General features: G+C 50.6%; 4 protein-coding genes and 1 riboswitch. All 4 genes read left to right on the plus strand.

Annotated elements, in window-relative coordinates:
* Positions 1–63: 63 nt before the first annotated feature.
* The 4 genes from P3X63_RS02255 (at position 64) to P3X63_RS02270 (ending at position 24,211) form a co-directional block, all read left to right on the plus strand.
* Positions 64–864 carry a TrmB family transcriptional regulator gene (locus tag P3X63_RS02255; RefSeq protein WP_026585846.1) on the plus strand — a complete coding sequence of 267 codons (801 nt, stop codon included), beginning with the start codon at positions 64–66 and terminating at the stop codon, positions 862–864.
* Positions 865–882: 18 nt separating this feature from the next.
* Complete coding sequence (locus P3X63_RS02260) at positions 883–2,070, plus strand: MFS transporter (protein ID WP_026585847.1); 1,188 nt, start codon at positions 883–885, stop codon at positions 2,068–2,070.
* Positions 2,071–2,423: 353 nt separating this feature from the next.
* A riboswitch (cyclic di-GMP riboswitch) is annotated at positions 2,424–2,510 on the plus strand.
* 186 nt (positions 2,511–2,696) lie between these two features.
* Entirely contained in the window at positions 2,697–13,439 is a 10,743-nt protein-coding gene (locus P3X63_RS02265) for a non-ribosomal peptide synthetase (protein ID WP_277692401.1), read from the plus strand.
* 20 nt (positions 13,440–13,459) lie between these two features.
* Positions 13,460–24,211 (plus strand): non-ribosomal peptide synthetase, encoded by a 10,752-nt coding sequence (locus P3X63_RS02270; protein ID WP_277692402.1) that lies wholly within the window; start codon positions 13,460–13,462, stop codon positions 24,209–24,211.
* Positions 24,212–24,236: the final 25 nt, after the last annotated feature.

Raw genomic sequence — 24,236 nt, forward strand, 5'->3', positions numbered from 1 at the left:
TCAACGGAGTAGTATTTATAAATACTAGTAGTATTAAAAAACACCACTTTAGGAGGAGCGGACATGATTGAAGAATTAAAGCAGCTCGGGCTTTCCGAATTAGAGGCGCGCTGTTACATCACATTGCATGAACAATCGGGCATGACGGGGTATGAAGTCGCCAAAAGGGTATCAACCTCAAGATCAAATGTATATGCTGCATTGAGGGGGCTTGTGGATAAAGGGATATGCCGTGTCACCAAAGGAGAAACGGACCGTTACGATGCTGTCCCGATTCAGCAGGTTGTTACATATTTGCAGGCGGAGTTTGCAAAAACATCGAGCATTCTGATCAAGCAATTGAATACGCCGCCGGAACCAGCCCCTTCGTTTTATCACTGGGAGGGGGATAAACGATTGAATACAGCGATTAAAAGGCTGATTGCCAATGCGAAAAAAACGCTTGTCGTCGATATTTGGGCGGAGAACCTGCACCGGATTGAAGATGAGTTGTTAGCCGCGGAACAGCGCGGGGTCACGGTTATTTTGATCAGTTTGGGCGAATGTGAAACCGAACTTCAAAACGTTTTTATCCATAAACGCAAAGATATTGAGCGGTCATGGCCGCGGTACGGCGCCAAAAAGGTCTCCGTGCTGGCCGACAGCAAGGAAGCAATTGTCGGCAGCCTCGACGGCCAGATGAAGCCGTCTGCCATAGAGACGAATCACCCTTCTGTGATTGAGCTGTTGAAGAATGCCTTCTTTGATGATCTGGTGATGATGCACATTGAAAATGACTTCGGTGCTGAAATAACCGGGAAATACGGCAAAGATTTTCAATCATTAATCGATTATTATGCAAAAGAAAAAGGCTGGGATATCTAATTTAGAGAGGTGAAATGAATGAACAAACGAAACTACGGAATGATGACCTTTGTGCTCTTTTGGACCGGGTTTGCGGTGATGTGCAGCTTATATGTGACAATTCCGTTAACACCTGTATTCATGAGGGAATTTGGTTTATCAGCGGATGATGCGGCTTGGACCGGCAGTATCTTTTCCATCTTTTTTGCGCTCGGCTGCTTAGTGTACGGACCTGTTTCCGATCGCTTCGGCCGCAAACAAGTGATTGTGGCAGGCCTTGTTTTTTTAACGGTTTTTACAGTGTTGATCGGCTTTGCGGACAGCTTGCCCGCCATTATATTGTTTCGCGCTTTACAGGGAGCTGCTGCCGCGTCTTTTTCACCGGTGGCCCTCGCATATGCTGGAGAAATGTTTCCTCAAGAAAAGCGGGGAACGGCGATTGGTTTTATTAGTACGGGTTTTTTGCTGGCGGGGATTGGCGGCCAAGTTATCGCAAGCTTTATTAGCGAGGTTTGGAATTGGAACGCCGTGTTTTGGCTGATGTCTGCCGTTTATCTGCTGACAATGTGGTTCAACATGTTGCTTTTGCCGAAAGGAGATGTGAAGCAAAAGAGCGGGCATATGTTTTCTTCCTTCAGCCGCATGGGGGATGTGCTTCACAGCCGGTCTTTGCTGATTGGCTATGTGGTCACAATCACCGTTCTCTTTACATTTGTCGGCATGTATTCAGCACTTGGATTTGTTTTGACCCATTCGCCATATGCCCTTTCCAGCGGACAGATTTTATTTGTCCGTTCAGCGGGTATCCTTGGCATGGCCTGTTCACCGATCGCCGGGCGATTGATCAGCAAGCATGGGAGTCTGTCGGTTTTGCGGACCGGTTTAATCATTGCTGCGGCGGGTTTGCTTTTGATGAGTGTCAGCGGCGGATTGACGGTTCTCGTCGTGATGAGCGTGGTGTTTGTGCTTGGCATTGCAATTGCCGTGCCGTCCCTGATTTCTTTGATCGGCCAGCTTGGCGGAGAGATGAGGGGCCTTGCCGTCTCGCTTTATACGTTTATTTTATTTATCGGCGCGAGTCTGGGGCCGATCTTTACGGCATTTTTCCTGAAATCCGACCCGTTTCTTGTCTTAAGTCTTGTGCTTTTCATCAGTGTCGTTCTGTCCTTTTTAATTAGCAGGAAGCCAAGTCCAGTTCAAGCGGGCAAACGGCTGGCTAAAAACTGAAAGTTGTTTAGTATAGTTTCAGAATCTTTTTCTGTAAGGAATGAAGGTATGAAAGCTTTTATGATGGTTAAAATTTTGTAAAATAAATTTTTGATAAAATATATTAAAAAAACAATTTTACGCTAGGTTTAGCAAATATTAATGAAATCTTAAATCATGACTGTGAATTTGCGGATTAAAACGATGATTTTTCGTTTTCCCGCATATTTTTTTGGAAATTTCGGAAAACCGCATCAATCTTTTCGCCTACCGTTCGGTATCCCGCATGAATCTTTTAACCTATTTTTCGGTGAAAAAAACAATATTTTCATTTAAAGTGAACTGTGTGCAGAAAATGAATTTATTTCAGTAAAAGCAGATAAAGGCAAACCTGCGGAAACGCAGGGACGCAAAGCCATGGCCTAAGGTGCGGACGATGCTAAGGTTGACAGGTTGCCGAATGAACAGGGAGCTTCCCCGTTTTAATTCGGGTAGGCTCTTTTCTTTTTATTCCCAATATAGTTTTATATTGGTATTGACAATTCTGTGACAGCACATTTGCCGTCTCGCCAAACGCCGCAAATCAGTATTGCGGTTCATCACGGAGACCGCCATAAATGACACTTGATAAAGGAGGAATAGGAAAGATGGAAAACACATACTACCCCCTGACACATGCCCAAAGGCGTATTTGGTACACAGAGAAGTTTTACCCAGGTACAAGCGTTTCCAATCTGAGCGGTTTTGGAAAGCTGAAATCTGAGTCGGGAATAGATACCGGTTTATTGGCTGAAGCCATTCGGCAGTTTGTCCGCACCAATGAAACGATGCGCTTCAGGCTGCATGATGATGAAGAGGATGAACCGAAACAATATATCACCGAATATGAACCATTTGAATTGGAGTACCTTGATGCCGCCAAAACAAACATGGCCGACATTTTAAAATGGGGACAAGCTGAAGCGCGCCGGCCCCTGCCCCTATATGACAGTCCGTTGTTCAAGTTTGCCGTCGTGCGCATCAGCCCTGTTGAAAGCTGGTTTTTTGTAAAGGTTCACCATCTGATTTCCGACGGCATTTCTATGACACTCCTAGGCAACCGCATCACCGACATCTATTTGAAGCTTGCGGGAGGGGAAACCGACCTCGAAGCTGTACAGCCGTCATTTACAGAACACATTCAAAGCGAATTGGAATACGAAGAATCGAAACGGTTCCAAAAAGATAAAGCGTATTGGAACGCTCAATACGAAGTCATTCCGGAGCCCGTATCTTTAAAGCAAAGCGATTCTTATCAAGTCCGTTTGGACGCGGCTCGTCTTTCTAAAGAGATTTCCCCAGACCTGTATCAAAAAATTCAAACGTATTGTCAAAACAACAACGTTAGTGTGCTCTCCTTGTTTCTATCAACCTTACACATTTATATGCATCGGGTGACCGGACAAAAAGATGTCGTTCTCGGCACTTTTATGGGAAACCGGACAAATGCAAAAGAAAAACAGATGCTTGGCATGTTCGTATCGACCATTCCGATGAAAGCCCGGCTTGATGTGCAACAGGACTTTACTGCATTTGTGCAGGAAAGGATGAAAGATCAGCTGAAAATCATCAGACATCAAAAGTATCCGTACAATCTCCTGATCAATGACCTGCGGGAAAGGCAGCCCCATTTAAATAAGCTGTTTTCCGTCTCTTTGGAGTATCAGGTCATGCAATGGCAGCAGAAAGAAACGGTATCGTTCTTATCTGAGCCGATTTTCAGCGGCAGTGAAGTTAACGATGTCTCCATTCATGTGAAAGAAAGATGGGACACGGGGACGCTTGCGGTCGACTTTGATTACAGAGAGGAACTGTTCAGCCGCGAAGAAATGGTCATGTTATACGAGCGGCTCATGACGCTTCTTAATGAAGCCCTCGCTGCACCAGACAAGAAAATTAGCGATCTGGAAATCATTCCTGCGCAGGAAAAACAGCAGCTGCTGCAGCGTGCTTCAGGTTCTTTGATCACGTATGACAAAGAGCTGACCCTTCATCGCTTATTCGAGCAAACAGCAGCTGAGACTCCTAAGAAGACGGCGCTTGTTTTTGAGGGGAAACAGCTTTCGTATCAGGAGTTGAATGAGATCGCCAACCGGCTGGCAAGGGCGCTTCGCAAAAGAGGTGTCGGTTCCGATGTGCCGGCAGCCGTTTTGATGAAGCGGTCAGAGCGGACGGTAGCGGCGATATTGGGGATTCTCAAGGCCGGAGGCGCTTATGTGCCGATTGATCCCGGTTTTCCAAATGAGCGGATTCAGTTTATGCTCAAGGATTCCGCTGCAAAAGTTGTGATCACCGATCAGGCATTTGCGGCTGAATCAGCTGAAACACTGCTCTTTTCCGAAGCGATCGCCGAAACGGAAGACTTCGGCAATCTGCCTTCATCATCCGGTGCTGATCATCTCGCATACATCATTTATACGTCTGGAACAACGGGCCGTCCAAAAGGCGTCATGATTGAGCACAGACAGGTTCATCATCTTGTTAAGGGGCTTCAGCAAGCTGTACATACATATGCACAGGCCGATTTGAATGTTGCGCTTTTGGCTCCGTTTCATTTTGATGCTTCCGTTCAGCAGATATTCACGTCTCTTCTGCTTGGCAAGTCTCTCTATATCGTACCGAAAAAGACCGTTTCCGACGGGCGTGCCTTAGCCGCTTATTTCCGCCGCCACCAGATTGATGTCACGGACTGTACACCGTCTCATTTGCAGCTTTTGATTGCTGCCGACGATCTCCGCGGAACAAGCCTGAAACATATCCTCGTCGGAGGTGAGGCATTATCAAGGGTGGCGACCGAAAAGCTGCTCCGTTTATTTGCGGAATCAGCCGAATCGATTCCCTTGATCACGAACGTCTACGGACCGACAGAAACCTGTGTTGATGCCTCGGCCTTCACAATTCCGCGGGATGGACAACTTCAGTACGAAAACGCCTATGTACCAATCGGCAGGCCGCTTGGGAACAACCGATTTTACATTTTGGATGATCACGGAGCGCTTCTGCCGGATGGTGCCGAGGGTGAATTGTATATTGCGGGAGATGGAGCCGGACGGGGGTATTTGAACCTCCCGGACATGACGGAGGAAAAATTCTCGGCCGATCCTTTCAATCCGGGAGGTGTCATGTATCGGACCGGTGATATTGTCAGATGGCTTCCTGACGGTACCGTCGATTTTATCGGCCGAAAGGATGATCAGGTGAAAGTCCGCGGCTACAGGATCGAACTCGGGGAGATTGAGTCCGTCTTACAAGGTGCGCCCGGTGTCGAAAAAGCAACTGTGCTTACGCGGCCGGGAACAGCCGGCGATCAAGAGGTTTGCGCATATATCGTTCCGAAAGATGACCGCGCCGCTTCGGTGTCTGAGTTAAGGGAGCATTTGGCGAAAAGGCTGCCTGATTATATGCTGCCTTCCTATTTCACCGAGCTTGAAGAAATGCCGCTGACGCCAAGCGGCAAGGTTGATCGCAAAGCATTGCTTCTGCATCAAGCGACGATTACAGGGGGTGCTGAGTATACGGCGCCGAGAAATGACAGGGAAGAAAAAATCGCGCACATTTGGCAGGATGTGCTCGGAGCGGAACGAGTCGGCATCTATGATCAGTTCTTTGAACTTGGCGGCCATTCGCTGAAAGCGATGGTGATGCTTTCAAGGCTCCGCAAAACATTCGGAGTTGAAGTGCCGCTTGAGGTCCTGTTTGAAAAACCGACTGTCGCCGCTCTTAGTCAATTTGTTTCTAAAGCGGAGCAAAAAGGGTTTACAGCCATTGAACCGGCGGCAGAATGCAGCGACTATCCTCTGTCGCTGGCGCAGCAGCGGATTTATATCGTCAGTCAGCTGGAAGGAGCGGGCATCGGCTACAATATGCCGGCGGCGGCTATGCTTGAAGGGCCGCTTGATCGAGAGCGTCTGGAACATGCTTTTCAAAAGCTGATTGAAAGACATGAAGCGCTCCGTACTTCATTTGTATCTGTCAATGGAGAACCGAGGCAGCGTATTCATGCAAAAGCTGAGCTGCACATCGAGGTGATCCAGAGCGGGGACAAGCCTTTAGAACAAACGATAAAATCGTTTGTACGCCGTTTTGATCTCGGGAAAGCGCCGCTTTTGAGAATCGGCCTCGTCCGCCTGGAAGAAAGCAGACACATGCTGCTGTTTGATATGCACCACCTGATTTCCGACGGGGTTTCGATTTCGATTATTTTACATGAGCTGGCCAAGTTGTATAAAGGGGAAGAACTGCCGGAGATGCGCCTGCACTACAAAGATTATGCCGTCTGGCAAAACAATCAGACCGATGGCGGCTATCAAAAAGAAGAAGAATATTGGCAAAACGTCTTCTCCGGGGAGCTCCCTGTCCTGCAGCTGTTGACGGATCAGCCTCGTCCGCCTGTGCAAAGCTTTGCAGGAGACAGGGTTTCCGCTGCCGTGCCAAAAGAGATCGAGGAAAAAATGGTCGGACTTGCTGATGAAAACGGCGCGACACTGTATATGGTCATGCTGGCCGCTTACAATACGCTTCTTGCGAAATACGCCGGACAGGAAGATGTGATTGTCGGGACGCCGGCTGCCGGCCGCAGCCACTCCGACTTGGAAGGGATCGTCGGAATGTTTGTCAATACGCTGGCGATCCGCTCGAAAGTCGATCGTGAAAAAACGTTTGCTGAATTTCTACATGATGTGCGGCACACGGTCTTGAACGCGTTTCAACATCAGGATTATCCGTTTGAATGGCTCGTCGAAAAGCTCAATGTTCCGCGTGATTTAAGCCGTCATCCTCTCTTTGATACGATGTTTATTTTGCAAAATGCAATGGAGGACATTCCGCTGCTCGGCGATTTGCGTCTGTCCATTCAGGAAACGAATTTCAACATCGCCAAATTTGATTTGACCCTGCAGGCAAAGAAAGAACACGGTGAATTGATTCTCGATTTGGATTACAGTACAAAACTGTTTAAAAAAGATACGGCCGAGAGAATACTGAAAGCTTACTTGAACCTGCTTGAAGAAATGACGGCAGATCCGCATCGGAAAATAGGGGAATACAGCTTGTTGACAGAGGAAGAAGCGAAGCGGCAGCTCGTCGCCTTCAATCCAGGTCAAAGCGCTTATCCGCATGGGCAAACGATCGTGCAACAATTTGAGGAACAAGCAGCCGAATCAGGTGAGCGCCCTGCCCTTCAATTTGAAGGTGCGGTATTGACGTACCGTGAACTCAATGAGAAAGCGAATCAGTTGGCAAGACGTCTTCGCGAAAGAGGGGTGCAAACAGGAACGACAGCCGCCATTCTTACCGCCAGGTCGTCGGAAATGGTCGTCGGAATCCTTGCCGTGTTAAAAGCCGGGGCCGCTTATGTGCCGGTTGATCCCGATCATCCAGAGCAGCGCATCCACCACTTCTTCCGCGACAGCGGAGCAGCGGTTTTGTTAACGCAAACGGCGTTGAGACCGCTTGCTGAAGCGGCGGACTTTGCGGGCGAGATGTTCTTCCTTGATGAAGCCCATCTATATCAAGGAGAATCGGCCAACTTGAATGTTCCGATTTCTCCGGAAGCTTTAGCCAATCTGACATACACATCAGGAACGACCGGAATGCCGAAAGGCAACATGGTGACACACCGAAATATTTTGCGGACTGTGAAAAACCCGAACTATTTGGAAATCGTTGATACAGACATTGTACTTTCCATTTCCAATTATGTTTTTGACGCCTTCATGTTTGATATGTTCGGTTCCCTGCTGAACGGCGCCAAACTGGTGGTTGCCCCGAAGGAGACAATCCTTGATATGGGCCGGCTTGCCGCCATGCTTGAAAACGAAAAAGTCTCCGTTTTGATGATCACAACGGCATTGTTCAACATGCTTGTCGATATGCGGCCGGACAGTATGAAGACATTGCGCAGGGTGCTGTTCGGCGGTGAGCGCGCATCCGTCGATCATGTCAGAAGAGCGCTCAAGACTGTTGGAAAGGGCCGGCTTCTTCATATGTACGGGCCATCAGAGAGTTCTGTTTTTACCACTTATCATCCCGTCAATGATGTCGGCGCTGATGCGCAGTCGATTCCGATCGGAAAGCCGGTCAGCAATACAGAGGTGCTGATCCTTGATCCTGCTGGAAAGGTTCAGCCTGCAGGTGTTGCCGGTGAACTGTGCGTCGGAGGAGACGGGCTTGTCCGCGGCTATTTCAACCGTCCGGAACTGACGGCGGAGAAATTCACAGCACATCCGTTTCAAAAAGATCGGAACATCTATCGGACAGGTGACATGGCAAGATGGCTTGCCGACGGAAGTCTTGAATTTATCGGCCGGATGGATCACCAGGTGAAAATCCGCGGCCAAAGAATCGAACTGGGCGAGATCGAGCATCAGCTGCTGACCCATGACATGATCCAGGAAGCTGCAGTCCTGGCTGTTGCTGCCGATTCGGGCGATCAGATGATCTGCGCATACATTGTCGCCGATCGGCAGCTTTCAAGTCGCGAGCTGCGCGAACATGCAGCTGCGGGACTGCCCGGTTATATGATCCCGTCTGTTTTTATCCAGTTAGAAGAGCTTCCGCTCACAGGGAATGGAAAAGTGGACAGAAGAGCGCTGCCTGCACCTGACGCCGCTCAAAGTGTGCAGAGGGAATATACGGCTCCGCGGAATGACACAGAAGCCCGTCTTGCCGAGCTTTGGCAGGAAGCGCTCGGCATCTCTCCAGTTGGAGTGCATGACAATTTCTTTGAGCTTGGCGGTCATTCTTTAGCGGGAATGAAGCTAATGGCCCGCGTTCAGCGAGAGCTGGATGTCGATCTCCAGCTGAAAGACTTGTTCAAGTCGCCGACAATCGAAAGCTTGGCAAAAGCGGCCGCGGACGCAAAGGAAAAAGCGGTGATCTATATCGAAGCCGCGCAAGAGCAGGAGGCCTATCCTGTATCATCGGCGCAAAAACGGCTTTATGTCCTGCAGCAGCTTGAAGGCGCGGAGAAAACCTATAACATGCCGTCCGTTTTAAAGCTTGAAGGAAAGCTCGACCTTGCCCGGCTGGAAGCTGCTGTAAAGAATCTGATCAAGCGCCATGAAGCGTTTCGAACATCGTTTGAAATCAGAGACGGTGAGCCAGTTCAGCGGATATGGAAGGACGCCGAATTTGCGATTGATGTTATCGATGCGGATGAACGAGAAACAGATCAGCTAATTGAAGCGTTTATCCAGCCGTTTGATCTCACTAAGGCGCCGCTTTTCAGAATGAGCATCCTTCGCCTGGCTGAGGAAAAGCATCTTTTACTGACAGATATGCATCACATCATTTCAGACGGCGCATCCGTCGGCATTCTGATCGATGAAATGACAAAGCTTTACGCTGGAGAGACGCTTGAACCACTAAAGATTCAGTACAAAGACTATACAGTCTGGCAGCAAAAGCGCCTGCAAACGGAACACAACAAGCAAGAGGCGTATTGGCTGAAAAAACTGGGCGGAGAACTGCCCGTCCTCACACTGCCGACAGACTTTTCGCGACCGGCGGTGCAGACGTTTGAAGGCGAGCGTCTCACCTTTGAGCTCAAGCCTGAGCTTGTCCGAGCGCTAAAGGATCTGGCTCAACAAACAGAAACGACCCTAAACACGGTGCTTCTTGCCTCATACAGCGTATTTTTAGCCAAGCTGAGCGGTCAAAGCGAGATTGTGGTCGGTTCTCCGGTCGCCGGAAGACCGTACGCCGATGTCGACAATGTGATCGGGATGTTTGTCAATACATTGGCGATGAGGACGCATCCAAAAGGAGAGAAAACCTTTGCCGCATTCCTCAAGGAAGTCAAAGAAACGGCGCTTGAAGCATATGAGCACCAAGATTATCCGTTTGAAGAACTGATTGAGAAATTGAACATTCAGCGCGATATGAGCCGAAATCCATTATTCGATGCTGTTTTTTCAATGCAAAACGCGGATGTAAAAGACTTGTCGATGGAAGGGATCACACTGCAGCCGTATGAGCTTGATCAGCAGGCGGCAAAATTTGATCTGACCTTGACCGCAGCCGAAGAAGAAGACATTGTACGGCTTGAAATGGTATATAATACGGCGCTCTTTCAGCATGAATCCGTCAAGCGCTGGTGCGAATACTGGCTTCACCTCCTTGAAGCGGCCGCTCATCATTCGGATGTCCGGCTCTCCGAGCTGTCACTCTTGGATGAAACGGAAAAACGGAGGCTCGTGGCCGCCTGGAATGACACGGCACTTGATGTTCCGACAGACAAAACAATCGATGAGCTGTTTGAAGCCCAAGTCCGCCGCACTCCTGACCGCGGGGCTGTCGTGTACAACGGCCGCAAGTGGACGTACAGGGAGCTTAATGCGCGCGCGAATCGCCTCGCCCGCCTGCTGATTGAAAAAGGGGCGCAGCCGGAACAACGGATCGGTATCATGGTCAAGCCTTCGTTGGAAATGGCGGTTGGTGTGCTCGCAATTTTAAAAGCGGGCGCGGCCTACGTGCCGATTGATCCTGATTATCCGGTGCAGCGGATCGGATATGTATTGGAAGACAGCGGTGCTGAGCTGCTTTTAACACAGACAGACTTAGCCGCGCCGGAAGGATTCAGCGGTGAATCCATTCAGCTTGATTTGATGCTGAAGGGAGAATTGACAAAAGAAGATGAGCGAAATCTGCAGTCGGCGGTGAAACCCGGCAATCTCGCATATTTAATTTATACATCAGGCACGACCGGACAGCCGAAGGGCGTCATGGTCGAACATCACTCACTTGTGAACTTGTGCTATTGGCATAACGACGCCTTCAAAGTCACAGAAGAGGACAAAAGCGCAAAATACGCCGGCTTCGGCTTTGACGCATCGGTCTGGGAGATGTTCCCGTATTGGCTTGCCGGAAGTGAGCTTCATATCATCGATGAAGCGATCCGGATGGACATCGTCCGGCTGAATCAATATTTTGAAGAACACGGCATCACGATCACGTTCCTGCCGACACAGCTGTGCGAACAGTTCATGGAGCTGGACAACCGGTCGCTGCGCGTGCTTCTGACAGGCGGAGACAAGCTGAAACAGATCGAAAAACGCTCCTACACGCTCGTCAACAACTACGGGCCGACGGAAAACACGGTCGTTGCAACGAGCGGACCGATCGACCCTGATGAAGGGATGCTTTCAATCGGAAAGCCGATCGCCAACACACGGGCTTATGTGCTTGGAGAAAACAACGAAGTCCAGCCTGTCGGTGTCGCCGGTGAGCTGTGTGTCGCCGGCCGCGGGCTTGCGCGCGGCTATCTCAACAAGCCGGAGGAAACGGCGCAGCGCTTCACGGAAGATCCGTTCGTACCGGGCGAGCGCATGTACCGGACGGGTGATCTGGTCAAGTGGCTTTCCGACGGGCGGCTTGAATATATCGGCCGGATCGATCAGCAGGTGAAAATCCGCGGCTTCCGGATCGAGCTTTCGGAAATCGAAGTCCAGCTCGCACGCTTCCCGGAAGTCCGGGAAGCGGTTGTCCAAGACATCGAAGACGCCTACGGAAACAAAGCGCTGTGCGGCTATGTCGTTGCGGACGAACAGCTTGATACAGAAAGCCTCGCCCGTAAGCTGGCACAGACGCTTCCGGACTACATGGTACCGGCGTATTGGATGCAGCTTGATGAACTTCCGGTGACAGCGAACGGAAAAGTCGACCGAAGGGCGCTGCCTCAGCCTGACGTCGAAGCGCAGACAGCCGACTACAAAGCACCAAGGACGGAGACAGAGCAGCTGCTTGCCGACATTTGGCAGGAGGTTCTCGGGATTGAGCGAATCGGGCTCACCGACAATTTCTTCACGCTCGGCGGAGATTCGATCAAAGGCATTCAAATGGCGAGCCGGCTCCAGCAGCACGGCTTAAAGCTTGAAATGAAAGATTTGTTTCAGCACCCAACGATCGGCGAGATCAGCACCTATGTACAATCGGCTGATGATCAGCCGATTGATCAGGGTCCTGTCGAAGGCGAGATCATATTGACACCGATTCAGCGCTGGTTCTTTGAACGTGAATTCACAAACGCACATCACTGGAACCAGTCGGTTATGCTTCATGCGCGGTCAGGGTTTGACCCGGGGATTGCCGGACGGGTGTTAAGCAAACTGATGGAACATCACGATGCCCTTCGCATCGTCTATCAGCAAGGCGAAGCGATCGTTCAGTACAACAGGGGTCTTGAAGAATCCGTGATTCACCCTGAGGTGTTGCATTTGAATGAATCAGGGGCCGAACTGGAAGCTGCCATTTTGCGGGAATCTAATCGAATCCAAAGCAGTATCAATTTATCTGAAGGACCGCTCTTAAAAGCGGCGATCTTTAAAACCGATCAAGGAGATCACCTCTTGATCGTCATTCACCATCTCGTTGTTGACGGGATTTCCTGGAGGATTTTACTCGAGGATTTCGCTTCCGGTTATTTGCAGGCCGCAAAAGGCGAAGCGATTGTTCTTCCCGAGAAATCACATTCTTTTGCTGAATACGCAGTTCGCTTAAAAGAATATGCCGCCTCCAAAGCGTTTGCCAAGGAAATCGGCTATTGGCAGGAAATCGAGGGGAAAGCGGCAATACCGCTTCCTAAAGATCATGAATCAAATGACCGGCGGATGTGCCATACGAAAACGGCGGAATTCACTCTCTGTAAAGAAGAAACAGAGCAGCTGCTGACAAAAGTTCATGAAGCGTACAACACAGAAATGAACGACATACTGCTAGCGGCGCTGGGCTTTGCAATGAAAGAGTGGACCGGTGGGAATGAATTCCTCATCAATCTTGAAGGACACGGTCGCGAGGACATCATCGCGGGCTTGAACATCTCCCGGACCGTCGGCTGGTTTACAAGCCAGTTCCCGGCCCTGATACAGATGAACGATGCCGATGATATCGGCTATCAAATGAAACGGATCAAAGAGGATTTGCGCCACATTCCGAATAAGGGGATCGGCTATGGGATTTACCGCTACTTGACGGAAGCCGGTCAACAGGCAAAGCCGTTCAAGCCGGAAATCAGCTTTAACTATTTAGGCCAGTTTACAGAGATGTCGGAATCCGGTCTGTTTTCGAGATCATCCATGCCGTCAGGCGAGCCGCTGAGCCCTGACACGGAAAAGCCGAATGTGCTTGACATCGTCGGATATATTGAAGACGGCGTATTGACGATGTCGATCGCCTACAGCTCTCTGGAATTTGAGGAAAGCACAATCGCGTCTGTCGCTGACAGCTTTAAGGCGCATTTGCTGAAAGTCATGAATCATTGCTTAAGTCAAGATGAAGGCGAGATCACACCAAGCGATCTTGGAGATGATGATCTGACACTTGAAGAACTTGATAAATTGATGGAAATTTTCTAATAAAAAAGACGAGGTGCCTTATGGGGAAACAAAAGATTCAAAAGGTGTATCCTTTGACAGCGATGCAGGAGGGGATGCTGTATCATGCCATGCTTGATCCGGAGTCTTCCTCTTACTTCACACAGCTTGAGCTGATCATAGACGGCGATTTTGATTTGCCGGTTTTCGAAAAGAGCGTCAATCAGCTTGTTCGTACTTACGATATCCTCAGAACGGTTTTTGTCCATCAGCAATTGCAAAAACCGCGCCAGGTCGTCCTGGCTGAGCGCCAGGCAAAGGTTGAATTTGAGGATATCGCCGATCAGGATCAAAAACGGCAAATGACGCGCATCACACAATATAAAAAAGAAGTGCAGAGAGCGGGATTCAACCTTGCGAAAGATCTGCTGTTTAAAGTGGCGGTCTTTCGCCTCGAACAGCAAAAATACCACCTGGTCTGGAGCAACCATCATATCGTAATGGACGGCTGGAGTATGGGGATATTGATGAAACGTCTGTTTCAAAATTATGAAGCATTTCGTTCAAACCGCCCGGCTCCGATTGATCAGGGAAAGCCGTATGCGGACTATATCAAATGGCTCGGCCGCCAGGATCATGATGAAGCGGGCTCCTATTGGGAGAAACGTCTTGCCGGTTTGGAAAGCCCGAGCGTCATTCCCGGACGCAAGGAATCTTCAGCCCGCGACTCTTACCAGAACGAAGAGTTTGCTTTCGTTTGGGACAAAGAAATGGTGGATGCCATTCAAAAGGCGGCCAGCCGCTATAACGTGACGGCTCCCAATCTGTTTCAGGCGATCTGGGGAGCGGTTCTTGCCAAATATAATGCGGCAGAAGATGTGGTGTTCGGCACGGTTGTGTCCGGACGCCCAGCGGAAATCAACGGGATCGAGCACATGGCCGGGCTGTTTATCAACACGATTCCCGTTCGTTTGAAGATCGCCAAGCATCAGTCATTCGCCGAGCTTTTCAAACAGGCGCAGCAGCATGCGATTGAAGCGGAACGGTACGATTATTTGCCGCTCTATGACATCCAAAAGAAATCTGCGCTGGACGGACGGCTGATCAGCCACCTTGTCGCGTTTGAGAATTATCCGCTTGATCAAGAGCTTGAAAACGGGGCGATGACAGAACGCCTCGGCTTCTCGATCAAGGCAGCCGGAGCTTTTGAACAAACGAACTACGATGTGAATCTGATCGTTTATCCTGGGGCAGAATGGACGATCAAAGTGAAATACAACAGCGCGGTTTATGAGAAATCCTTCATTGAACAGGCGGCAGAGCATCTGACAAGACTTGCCCGCGCCGCGGTTTCCAGCCCCGAAACAGAGGTTGGCCGAGCCGAGCTTTTATCAGAACGGGAGCAAAAAGCGCTGCTGGCTATCAATCACACTGCCGCTGACTATCCACGGGAGAAGACGATCCCGGAGCTTTTTGAAGAACAAGCGGAGCTCGCGCCGGAAAAGACGGCCATTGTCGCCGGCAACAGCAGCCTCACCTACCGACAACTGAACGAAAGAGCGAACCAGCTGGCAAGAAGATTGAAAGCAAAAGGGCTGAAGCGCGGCGATGCAGTGGCGATTATGATGGAGCGCTCGCTTGAGGCGGCAGTCGGCATGCTCGCGGTTCTGAAAGCAGGCGGCGTCTACGTGCCTGTTGATCCTGCCTATCCTGAAGAACGAGTTCGTTTTCTGCTTGAAGACAGCGGAGCGCGAATCGTCATCATCAAAGAGAACCCGGCAATTTCGTTGGCAGGCTATGAAGCGCTCACCGTGGATGGAGAGGGCGTTGAAAAAGAAGATGCCGTCAATCTTGACCATATCACAAAGCCTGCTGATCTCGCTTATTACATCTACACCTCCGGTTCAACGGGCAAGCCGAAAGGCGTCATGGTGGAGCACCGCAATATTGTCCGGCTTGTCAAAAACGCCGGTTATATTCCGCTCCATGCGGACGTGAGGATGGCGCAGACGGGGGCGGTCAGCTTTGATGCCAGCACATTTGAAGTATTTGGCGCGCTGCTAAACGGGGGAACCCTTTATCCGGTTCCGAAAGAAACGCTTCTTGATGCAAGGCGTTTCCGGGTGTTTTTGCAGGAAAACCGAATCACGACGATGTGGCTGACATCACCGCTATTCAATCAGCTGGCCCGGCAGGATGACGCAATGTTTCAAAACGTAAGCGATCTGATTATTGGCGGGGATGCGCTTGTTCCGTCCGTTGTCAACAAGGTCAGGCGCGCATGCCCCGGACTCTCGCTTTGGAACGGATACGGTCCGACAGAAAATACGACATTTTCAACCTGCTTCTTCATCGATCAAGAATATGAGCGCACCATTCCGATTGGGAAGCCGATCGGAAATTCGACGGCGTATATTCTTGATGAACAAAACCGGCTTCAGCCGGTCGGGGTGCCGGGGGAGCTTTGTGTCGGCGGAGACGGAGTGGCACGGGGCTATTTGAACCAGCCTGAACTGACCGATGAAAAATTCGTCGGCGATCCGTTTGCTAAAGGGAAACGGATGTACCGCACGGGCGATTTGGCCAGGTGGCTTCCTGATGGAAATATCGAATTTCTCGGCCGGATGGATCATCAGGTCAAGGTACGCGGCTTCCGGATTGAATTGGGAGAGATTGAAGCGAGCATAGCCCGGCTTGACGGAATTTTAGAAGCGGCTGTTGTCGTCAAAGAAAACCGTGCGGGAGAAAACGACATTTGCGCTTACTATACCGGGAGCCGGACGGGCTCAACGTCCGAACTTCGGACCGAGCTTTCTCAATCGCTTCCGGAATACATGATGCCGTCACATTTCGTCAAGCTTGAGAACATGCCGCTGACGGCCAACGGAAAGGTTGACAAACCCAAGCTTCCGGCTCCGGCAGCAGAGGAAACAAATTCCGAATACAAAGCACCGGAAAGCGAAACAGAGCAAACTCTGGCGGACATTTGGGAAGAACTTCTCGGCATCCAGCATCCGGGAATCGACGACAACTTTTTTTCCTGTGGCGGCCATTCGCTGAAAGCGATGATGCTGACCGCCAAAATACAAGAACGGCTGCAAAAAGATGTTCCGATTAAGGTATTGTTTGAAAAACCGACGATCAGAGGGTTGGCCGAATTTTTGGAAGGAGAATCGAAGGAAGAAGCGCCGCCGATTGAACCGGCAGCTTCGAAGCCTTATTACCCCGTGTCATCTGCGCAAAGGCGCATGTACATTGTCAATCAGCTTGAAGAAGCAAGCACGAGCTACAATGTACCTGCTGTTCTGCTCTTGGAAGGGGACTTGGATAAGGATCGCCTTGAATCGGCGTTTCAAGCATTGATCGACCGCCATGAAACACTTCGGACATCGTTTGAATTAATCGATGGAGAAATCGTTCAGCGCATTCACCAACACTCGCCGTTTAGGCTGGCGGTTTCTCAAGCCGAAGAAGCGGAAGCCGAAACAAAAATCAGCACGTTCATCAGACCGTTTCAATTGGATCAGGCGCCGCTTGTGCGGGCTGAACTCGTTCGTTTGGAAGAGCGGCGACACCTGCTTCTGATCGATATGCACCATATTATTACAGATGGAAGCTCAACAGGCATATTCATCCGCGATCTTGCGCGGATCTACCAAGGCGGGGAAGCCCCTGCTCCTAAACTGCATTATAAAGATTTTGCCGTCTGGCAAAACGACCAAAAGCGGCAGGGACAATTGAAAGAGGAGGAGCAATACTGGCTTGATGTTTTCAAAGGCGAACTGCCTGTGCTTGATCTGCCGTACGACTTCCCTCGTCCTGCGAAACGGAGCTTTCAAGGCGAGCGGATTGTGTTTGGGATTGATCAAGAGCTCACAAAAGAGATTCAGAAGCTGCTCTCTGAAGCCGACACAACGCTTTACATGTTCCTGCTGGCCGCATTCAACATTCTCATTTCGAAGTATGCATCACAGGATGATGTGATCGTCGGATCGCCTGTGGCCGGAAGAACCCATCCTGATCTGCATGATATCCCGGGGATGTTTGTCAACACGCTGGCCATCCGCAATCGTCCGGAAGGGCAAAAAACATTCAAGCAGTTTTTGCAGGAAGTAAAGGAAACAAGTCTTCAAGCATTTTCCAGACAAAGCTATCCGCTTGAAGAGCTGATTGAAAAATTACCGTTAGCCAGAGACACAAGCCGGAACCCTTTGTTCAGCGTCTTTTTCAACATGCAGAATATGGACGTTCCAACTCTGGCATTAGGGGATTTGCAGATTTCATCCTATGCTGTCCGGCACAGAACGGCGAAGTTCGATCTGTCCCTTGAGGCGGTTGAACATGGCGGGGAAATCGGTTTGAGCTTTGACTATGCCGTCTCATTATTTAAAGAAGAGACGATCAGGCGCTGGAGCGGACATTTGCTGAATGTGATCAAAACGATCTGCGCGAATCCGGAGATCAGGCTCCAAGAGATCGAGCTCCTTTCAGCGAAAGAGCGGGAGACGCTGCTGGATGAAGCGAAAGGCGGAGAGGCAGCGGATGTAAAGAGGCGGCCGTTCTATGAACTGTTTGCAGAACGGGCGGCGAAAACGCCTGATTTGACGGCGGTCGTCTGCGGGGATACAAAGCTCACATACCGCAGACTTGATGAGAAAGCAAATCAGGTGGCGAATGTGCTGCGGGAAAAAGGAGTCGGAAAAGAAGATATCGTCGGGATCATGATGGATCGTTCCACAGATGTCATCGTCTCCATTCTCGGCGTCATGAAAGCCGGAGGCGCGTATTTGCCGATTGATCCGGAAATGCCGGTGTCAAGGGTCTGTTACATGCTTGAAGATAGCGGAGCCCGCTGGCTTATAACTGAGCCTGCCTATCAAACCGCTCTTTCAGGCCAATATAAAGGGATGTTCATAGATATTGCCAAGGACACGCTGGGGGCAAGCGCCGCATGTCCTCATGTCATCAATGACGGAACAAGTCTCGCGTATATCATCTACACATCCGGGACGACGGGCAATCCAAAAGGTGTTCAGCTCGAACATCGCAGTCTTGTCAATTATGTTTCTTGGTTCAGCAGTGAGGCCGGCCTTTCAGAGTCGGATAAAACGATGCTCCTGTCTTCCTATGCGTTCGATCTCGGCTACACGAGCCTTTTCCCGATTCTTCTTGCCGGAGGGGAGCTGCATCTCGTACCGAAGGAAACCTATACGGAACCGGAGCGGTTAAGCCGCTATATTGGCAAACAAGGGATTACATATATCAAGCTGACGCCGTCCTTGTTCCATACGGTCGTTCAGCCGCAAAGCTTTGCTTCGGCAAAGGGGCTTCAGTCGCTCAGACTGATTGTGCTTGGGGGAGAAAAAATCAATCCGGCCGATGTGGAACGGTTCCATTCCTGTTATCCAAAGGCACGATTCATCAATCATTACGGTCCGACGGAAACGACGATCGGGACGATTGCAAAAGTGATCGAGCAGGACAGAATCGCCGAATTTGCCAAACGTCCAACGATCGGACAGCCGATTCCGGGCGCAGGCGTTTTGGTGCTTGATGATTCACATCATCTTGTTCCTCCCGGCGCGGCAGGCGAATTATATATCACCGGAAAAGGGCTGGCGCGAGGATATGTGAACAAACATGAGCTGACAGCTGAACGGTTTATCGAAAATCCTTATGCTCCAGGCACGTTCATGTATCAGACGGGAGATCTCGTCCGCCGGCACCCGGATGGGGAGCTTGAATTTGTCGGACGAACGGATGATCAAGTGAAAATCCGCGGATACAGGATTGAACTGAAGGAGATCGAAGACGCTCTAAAAGACCAGGAAGCTATAGAAAGAGCGGTCGTTCTCGCGATTACATCCGATTCCGGAATGGAGGAGCTGTGCGCCTATATTCAATCGGAACGACAGCCGGCATCTGCTGAGCTGAGGCAGCGGCTTTCCGAACGGCTGCCTTCGTATATGGTGCCGTCATACTTCATCAGTGTTGATGAGATCCCGCTTACGGCAAACGGAAAAATCGACCGCAGCGCACTGCCCAAGCCTCAAACGCTAAACGAACGCAGCGGTTCTTACTTGCCGCCGTCAACAGAGCTAGAGAAAGAGCTGACCCTCATTTGGGAAGATGTTCTCGGCACCCGGCCGATCGGAATCGAAGACCACTTCTTCGATCTTGGCGGTCATTCATTGAAAGGAATGATGCTGACAGCCGACATTCACTCGAAACTGGGGAAAAAAGTGCCGTTAAAAGCGCTCTTTGAGTGCCCGACAATCAGCCGGCTCGCACGCTATATCGAGTCAGATGAAGAGCGATCTTGGCAAAACGGCATCCGGCCTGCCGAAAAACGCGGCTGGTATCCTGTTTCTTCCGCTCAAAAAAGGATGTACGTCCTCCATCATCTTGAAAAGGACGGAACCGGATATAATATGCCGTCTGTTTTCACGGTAGAAGGGCCTCTTGATGTCGAGCGCCTCAGACGGGCATTTGCTGCTTTGGTGAAGCGCCATGAACCGCTGCGCACATCATTTGCGGAAATCGGCGGCCATCCGGTGCAAAAAGTGCACGAACATGCGGACATCGATGTCAAAGTGACGCCAATTCAAGAGGAGGATGCGGAAAAAGAAATCAGCCGCTTTATCAGACCGTTTGATTTAAACAGCGCCCCGCTCATCCGGGCGGAGCTGCTCACCATCAGTGAGAAGCGGCATCTGCTTTTGATCGACACCCATCATATTATTGCCGACGGTGTGTCAAGAAGCCTTTTTGTGAAAGAAATCGCACAGCTTTACAGAGGGGAATCTCTTCCTGAACGTGAGCTGCATTACAAAGATTATGCGGTCTGGCAGCATGAACCGGATCAGCAGGAGAGCATTCAGGAGCAGGAAGCTTTCTGGCTGAATCAGTTTAAGGAAGCCGTGCCGGAACTCAGCCTTCCGCTCGACTACCCGCGCTCTCCGCTGCAAAGCTTTGCCGGAGACCAGATTCGCTTTCAAACATCGAAAGATACAGCGCTTAACATCAGAAGATTGATAACAGATTCGAAAACGACGCTGAATACCGTGATGCTGGCCGTCTTTAACATTTTCTTAAGCCGTCTCTCAGGGCAAAAGGATATTGTCATCGGATCGGCGACAGCCGGCAGAACAAACGCCGATTTGAAAGACATGCCGGGCATGTTCGTCAACTCATTGGCGCTGAAAAACCATGTGCCGTTTGCCGCAACATTCAGCGGATTTTTAGAAGCCGTCAAAAATAACAGCATCGCTGCCCTTGATCATCAGGACTACCCGTTTGAAGAGCTGATCGCTAAGCTTGATTTGCCGCGCGATATGAGCCGGAATCCGCTTTTCAATGTCATGCTGACAGTAGAAGACCCTGATAAGGAAACACTTGATTTAGATGGTGTAACAATCAAGCCGTATGACATTTCGCATGCCGCCGCCAAATTTGACCTGACATTGGGCGCTTTTGCGAAAGAGGATGGACTCAGTCTGCAATTCGAGTATGCGACAGACTTGTTTAAGAAAGAAACGATCAAGCGCTGGAGCGGATATTTGCTCTATCTTCTCGAAACAGTTGCGGCCAATCCGCATGTCCGTCTGTCGGATTTATCGCTCATAGATGAAACAGAACAACGGAAAATCGTCGAAGAATGGAATGCGACTGCACTTGAAGCGCCGACAGACAAAACGATCAATGAACTGTTTGAAGCCCAAGTCCGCCGCACTCCTGACCGCGGGGCTGTCGTGTACAACGGCCGCAAGTGGACGTACAGGGAGCTTAACGCCCGCGCGAATCGCCTCGCCCGCCTGCTGATGGAAAAAGGGGCGCAGCCGGAACAACGGATCGGCATCATGGTCAAGCCTTCGTTGGAGATGGCGGCCGGTGTGCTGGCGATTTTAAAAGCGGGTGCGGCTTACGTGCCGATTGATCCTGACTATCCGGCGCAGCGGATCGGATATGTGCTGCAAGACTGCGGTGCTGAGCTGCTTCTCACGCAAACCGATGTAACTGTACCTGAAGAGTTCAACGGGGAAGTGCTCCTTCTCGATACGATGATGAGCGAAGAGGTCGTAAAAGAAGATGAGATGAACCCGCAATCCGCTGTCAAGCCTGACAATCTCGCATACTTGATCTATACATCAGGCACGACCGGACAGCCGAAGGGCGTCATGGTCGAACATCACTCACTTGTGAATCTGTGCTATTGGCATAACGACGCCTTCAAAGTCACAGAAGAGGACAAAAGCGCAAAATACGCCGGCTTCGGTTTTGACGCATCGGTCTGGGAGATGTTCCCGTATTGGCTTGCCGGAAGTGAGCTTCATATCATCGATGAAGCGATCCGGATGGACATCGTCCGGCTGAATCAATATTTTGAAGAACACGGCATCACGATCACGTTCCTGCCGACACAGCTGTGCGAACAGTTCATGGAGCTGGACAACCGGTCGCTGCGCGTGCTTCTGACAGGCGGAGACAAGCTGAAACAGATCGAAAAACGCTCCTACACGCTCGTCAACAACTACGGGCCGACGGAAAACACGGTCGTTGCAACGAGCGGACCGATCGACCCTGATGAAGGGATGCTTTCAATCGGAAAGCCGATCGCCAACACACGGGCTTATGTGCTTGGAGAAAACAACGAAGTCCAGCCTGTCGGTGTCGCCGGTGAGCTGTGTGTCGCCGGCCGCGGGCTTGCGCGCGGCTATCTCAACAAGCCGGAGGAAACGGCGCAGCGCTTCACGGAAGATCCGTTCGTACCGGGCGAGCGCATGTACCGGACGGGTGATCTGGTCAAGTGGCTTTCCGACGGGCGGCTTGAATATATCGGCCGGATCGATCAGCAGGTGAAAATCCGCGGCTTCCGGATCGAGCTTTCGGAAATCGAAGTCCAGCTCGCACGCTTCCCGGAAGTCCGGGAAGCGGTTGTCCAAGACATCGAAGACGCCTACGGAAACAAAGCGCTGTGCGGCTATGTCGTTGCGGACGAACAGCTTGATACAGAAAGCCTCGCCCGTAAGCTGGCACAGACGCTTCCGGACTACATGGTACCGGCGTATTGGATGCAGCTTGATGAACTTCCGGTGACAGCGAACGGAAAAGTCGACCGAAGGGCGCTGCCTCAGCCTGACGTCGAAGCGCAGACAGCCGACTACAAAGCACCAAGGACGGAGACAGAGCAGCTGCTTGCCGACATTTGGCAGGAGGTTCTCGGGATTGAGCGAATCGGGCTCACCGACAATTTCTTCACGCTCGGCGGAGATTCGATCAAAGGCATTCAAATGGCGAGCCGGCTTCAGCAGTACGGCTGGAAACTTGAAATGAAAGATTTGTTTCAGCACCCGACGATCGGCGAGATCAGTTCGTATATCGAATGGACGGACGGCAAACCGATCGACCAGGGACCTGTTGAAGGGGAAGCCGCATTGACGCCGATTCAGCGCTGGTTCTTTGAACGTGAATTCACAAACGAGCACCACTGGAACCAGTCGGTCATGCTTCACGCCCCGGCAGGTTTTGATCCTGAGCTCGTCGAGCAGACACTGGAGAAACTGACTGAGCATCACGATGCACTGCGCATGGTGTACAAAAAGGAAAACGGCCGTATCAGCCAACATAACCGCGGACCCGGTCAGCACGGATTTGCCTTTAGAGTGGTTGATCTCCGGTATGTCACTGATAGTGCAGCGGAAATCGCCGCTCAAGCGAAGCGGCTGCAGGCAAGCCTTCATATTGAAACAGGGCCGCTCGTAAAGGCCGAACAGTATCAGACTGCAGAAGGCGACCATTTGTTGATTGTCATCCATCATTTAGTCGTGGACGGTGTATCATGGAGAATCCTGCTGGAAGACTTTGCATCAGGCTACCTGCAGGCCGCTCAGCGGCAGGATATTGTCTTCCCTGACAAAACAAATTCGTTCAAAGATTGGGCTGAAGAGCTTGAGGCCTATGCGCAATCCGAACGCTTCCGCAAAACAGCAGACTATTGGCGCAGTCTTGAAGAAGAACGAATTCCGGCATTGCCGAAGGACCATACAGCCGCTGAAAGGAAAGTGAAAGATTCAGCCGCTGTAATGTTCGAATTAACTGAAGCGGAAACACGTTTGCTTTTGACGAAAGTCCATGAGCCGTATGGTACGGATATCAATGACATTCTGCTTTCCGCTCTAAAGCTGACGATCATGGAATGGACGAACGATTCAAAAGTGTGTATCAACATGGAAGGGCACGGCAGGGAAGACATCATCCCGGGCATGAACATCTCAAGAACGGTGGGCTGGTTCACCGCGCAATATCCAGTCGTTTTAAAAGGGGCTGAAGACGGCGGCTTGCCTGAGATGATCAAAAGCGTAAAAGAACAATTACGCCAGATTCCGGATAAGGGAATCGGATATGGCATCCTTCGCTATTTAACGGATGGCGCCGATTTTTCACTCAAACCGGAGATCAGTTTTAACTATTTAGGCCAGATCGACAATGAAGTACAGACCGAATTCTTCGGACCGTCCTCTTATGATATGGGGAATCAAGTTTCAGAGGAATCAGAAGCGCTCTATGCTTTGAGCTTCAGCGGCATCATCAAAGGTGAAAAGCTCATCATGTCCTGCTCCTTTTCTACAAAGGAATTTGACAGGCAAACTGTTCAGGAGATCATGGACCGCTTCAAACATCATCTGCAGCAATTGATCGATCATTGTACGGCCAAAGAAGGGCGCGAATTCACGCCGAGCGACTTTACCGCCGGAGACCTTGAAATGGAAGAAATGGGCGATCTATTTGACGTCCTTGAAGAAAATCTGAACTAAACAACAGGGAACACCCGCTTCACAA

The sequence above is a fragment of the Bacillus sp. HSf4 genome, assembly GCF_029537375.1.
Taxonomy (GTDB): Bacteria; Bacillota; Bacilli; order Bacillales; family Bacillaceae; genus Bacillus; species Bacillus sonorensis_A.